The 2,644-nt window shown below is 60.0% G+C and carries 5 protein-coding genes; 1 reads left to right on the forward strand and 4 read right to left on the reverse strand.

Annotated features, from left to right (window positions below):
- Window positions 1–110: 110 nt before the first annotated feature.
- The 4 genes from ACFOMF_RS17165 to ACFOMF_RS17180 form a co-directional block, all read right to left on the reverse strand.
- Window positions 111–425, reverse strand: a complete 315-nt coding sequence (locus ACFOMF_RS17165) for a nucleotidyltransferase domain-containing protein (RefSeq protein WP_386367166.1) — start codon at window positions 423–425, stop codon at window positions 111–113.
- Window positions 422–844: a nucleotidyltransferase substrate binding protein gene (locus ACFOMF_RS17170; RefSeq protein ID WP_386367168.1), complete on the reverse strand. Its 423-nt coding sequence runs from the start codon at window positions 842–844 to the stop codon at window positions 422–424. The genes ACFOMF_RS17165 and ACFOMF_RS17170 overlap by 4 nt, the downstream gene beginning before the upstream one ends.
- 135 nt (window positions 845–979) lie before the next feature.
- The gene (locus ACFOMF_RS17175; RefSeq protein WP_386367180.1) at window positions 980–1,417 is read right to left on the reverse strand and encodes a phosphate-starvation-inducible protein PsiE; all 438 of its coding nucleotides are present in this window, start codon (window positions 1,415–1,417) and stop codon (window positions 980–982) included.
- 130 nt (window positions 1,418–1,547) lie between these two features.
- Window positions 1,548–1,709, reverse strand: coding sequence for a hypothetical protein (locus tag ACFOMF_RS17180; protein WP_386367170.1), 162 nt, complete (start codon window positions 1,707–1,709; stop codon window positions 1,548–1,550).
- 339 nt (window positions 1,710–2,048) lie between these two features.
- Here ACFOMF_RS17180 and ACFOMF_RS17185 point away from each other — a divergent pair, with 339 nt between their 5' ends.
- Window positions 2,049–2,477, forward strand: coding sequence for a hypothetical protein (locus ACFOMF_RS17185; protein ID WP_386367172.1), 429 nt, complete (start codon window positions 2,049–2,051; stop codon window positions 2,475–2,477).
- Window positions 2,478–2,644 lie beyond the last annotated feature (167 nt).

Genomic DNA, 2,644 nt, shown 5'->3' on the forward strand with positions numbered 1-2,644 from the left:
GAAGCTCACCCGGGGGGCAAGGAACCCACCCCAGCTGCAGAAAATCCGGGAGACCGGAAATCGGGGCAGACCCCGATTTTACCCGGAGAAAATTGGGGACAGACCCTGATTTACGCGGCGGTATAAAAGACGAGGCCCGCGCGCTCGATGTGTTCGAGCAGTTGCGGGTTTTCGATGTGGTGCTTGACGGAAAGGTCGACGGACCATGGCAGCAGCAAATCGTCGATTTCCGTTTCGATAGCCAACTGCTGCGAAAGAGTCAGGTCACCAATCAGCGTCACGTCGATATCGGAGCCTGGCCGGTAGTTCCCCTTGGCGCGCGAGCCGTATAGGACAGCCGAGCGGATTTGCGGCCAGTTGGCAAATACGGCCCGCAGGCGAGCCACGGCATGATCGGGCAAGCCGAAACGAGCGCCGTCAGTCATTCCGCACGACCGGCGCGCTGCTGCATTTCTTGCTCGAATTGCACGAACAGGCCGTGGTAACGCAGCAGAATCAACTCGGCGATGCTGTTGGCGACCGACTCGTTATAGGTGTGTGCCGTCTGGTTGCGGCTCTTGATCATCTCCATCCAGCCCTCACCATCCTGTAACAAAGCCTGCTTGAACGCTGTGCGAATCGCATCGCGGGAGCCCGATATGGCTGGGTTGCCCTGGTACAGAAAGTAATCCTTCATGAGATTCCACGCCAATTCGAATACGAATTCGAACGCCTGAATCAGCCCCTGCTTCTCTAGATCGCTCAACGGTCGGCTGGCCGCCAGTTCCACCGCCCGTGTGAGCTGGCCGAGCGCCCGGCTGTAATTGTTCAGTCGCTGGTGCCAGCGGATGTCGTCTTCAATCATGGCGTGCCCGAGGCGGTCAGGGGGATGGCCGACATGAAGCCACAGGGCACTTGGCGGGGCAACCCATGCGAAATTGGGGACAGACCCCAATTCCGCCCCCAATTTCCGCCCAATTCCGCCCGCCAATTTCCCCGGTCAGTCTTCCTCGTCGTCGGATTTGCGCCGGGGCTGTCCGATGATGGGCGTGGCGGGGAAGCGGAAGGAGGCGTAGCGAACCACCAGAGTGGCGAGGGCCAGCAAGACGATGCCGCCGCAGACCATCAGAATGCCCATGGTCGGTGTGTGGGTGTGCTGGATGTCGGCGATCAGCAGGCGAGTGAGGGCGGTGATGCCGACATAGATGAGGAAACGCACCGGCATGTGGTTGGTCTTGAAATAGATCCCAACCATGGCGCCGAGCTCAAGGTAGATGAACAGCAGCAGGATATCGTCGATGGTTGCCCGCCCGGCTTCGATCATGCCGAGAAAGGACATCAATGCCGCCCAGGCAATGGAGGCGCCGATGGCGAAAAGTGCCAGATAGTGGAAGCTTTCCACGAGCAGGTTGCCGATGACATCGGCCTGATCGTGCATGTGGCGGCGGAAGCGTTCGGCGGGGTGTTTGTCCACGGTAGATGTTCCTTCCTTGAGACGGTGCGGGCGCAATCAGGCCATAGCCTTTGATGGATGGCAAGGGGCCGAAATCGGGGGCAGACCCCCCATTCTAGGTGGAGCGTGGTCGCCCGGCTTTGGCCGGTTCGACCCGGCGGCCGACCGCAGCGGCGATCTCGGCGGCGAAGCGTGAACTGCCGGCCACGTAGTTACCGTTGGTTGCGCCACGGATCTCGTCGACCAGTGCCTTTTCCAGGGTGCCTTGAAACAGCATGCAGCGCCGCCAGCTCGGTCAGGCATTCCAGGTAGAAGCGGTAGTCATCGTCACCGTAGAAGCAGGCGGACCGGTTGTTGCCGCGCTGAATGATGTGCAGCGGGACATTGGGTAGCAGGAGGCGCGCTCGGCGGTGCATCGCGGAAATCCTTTTCCGGAGAGGGTGGGCGGCATCATAGCGGTATGGGTAAGGCTGAGCTGGGCAGGGGTCAAGAAAAGCGGGGTAGGAAATTGGAGTCTGTCCCGGTTTGCCCCTACCGATGTTTCCGTCGCGCTGATTCTCTGTATCATGCGCGCCGCGCAAAGGGCGCTGGATTAATTCAACAGGGAGTTTGGCGCATGAAAGCGCATGGTTTGATCGCGGCAATGGGATTGGCAGTGCTCTGCACCGGTTGCGCGAGCGGGTTGAATTCGCATCAGAAGGCCGAGCTGAAGCATTACGAGTCGCGCGGGCAAGCGATTCAGGAGAAGAATCCCGGAACAGGCGCTGCACTGGGTCTGCTTCCGGGAGGCGGTTCGTTCTACGGCCGCGAATACGGTCTGGGCGTCGTTAATCTACTGTTCTGGCCGTTGTCTGTGCTCTGGGACCCCATCAGCGGTCATGACGCCTCTGAGGTGATCAATTACCACGCGACCAAGAGCCACGTGGATCGACTGCGCCAGAACGATCTCGATGCGCTGGACGAGTCGCTGAGGACAGGTGAACTTGACCTGACCCAGTACACACTGGAAAAGCGCAAGGTCGACCAGAAGTACCGCTATAACTGATCGAAGGCCTGCGGGCTGGACGTGACAGCGAACCTCGCCATTGGCGGGGTTTTTTGTTTGGGGGGAGTTGGCAAGGTGGGAAATTGGGGTCTGTCCCTGAGGAATCCCCACAAATCTACTCCAGTTGCTGAGCTTGGCGGCGCACCTCATCACGCAGCAGTAGCTCC

This window comes from Stutzerimonas tarimensis, from assembly GCF_042648805.1.
GTDB classification, from domain to species: domain Bacteria; phylum Pseudomonadota; class Gammaproteobacteria; order Pseudomonadales; family Pseudomonadaceae; genus Azomonas; species Azomonas tarimensis.

Coding starts and splice junctions, on each gene's coding strand:
- ACFOMF_RS17170 (WP_386367168.1), bottom strand. CDS start 844: ATGATTGAAGACGACATCCGCTGGCACCAGCGACTGAACAATTACAGC.
- ACFOMF_RS17180 (WP_386367170.1), bottom strand. CDS start 1,709: ATGCTGTTTCAAGGCACCCTGGAAAAGGCACTGGTCGACGAGATCCGT.
- ACFOMF_RS17175 (WP_386367180.1), bottom strand. CDS start 1,417: ATGCACGATCAGGCCGATGTCATCGGCAACCTGCTCGTGGAAAGCTTC.
- ACFOMF_RS17185 (WP_386367172.1), top strand. CDS start 2,049: ATGAAAGCGCATGGTTTGATCGCGGCAATGGGATTGGCAGTGCTCTGC.
- ACFOMF_RS17165 (WP_386367166.1), bottom strand. CDS start 425: ATGACTGACGGCGCTCGTTTCGGCTTGCCCGATCATGCCGTGGCTCGC.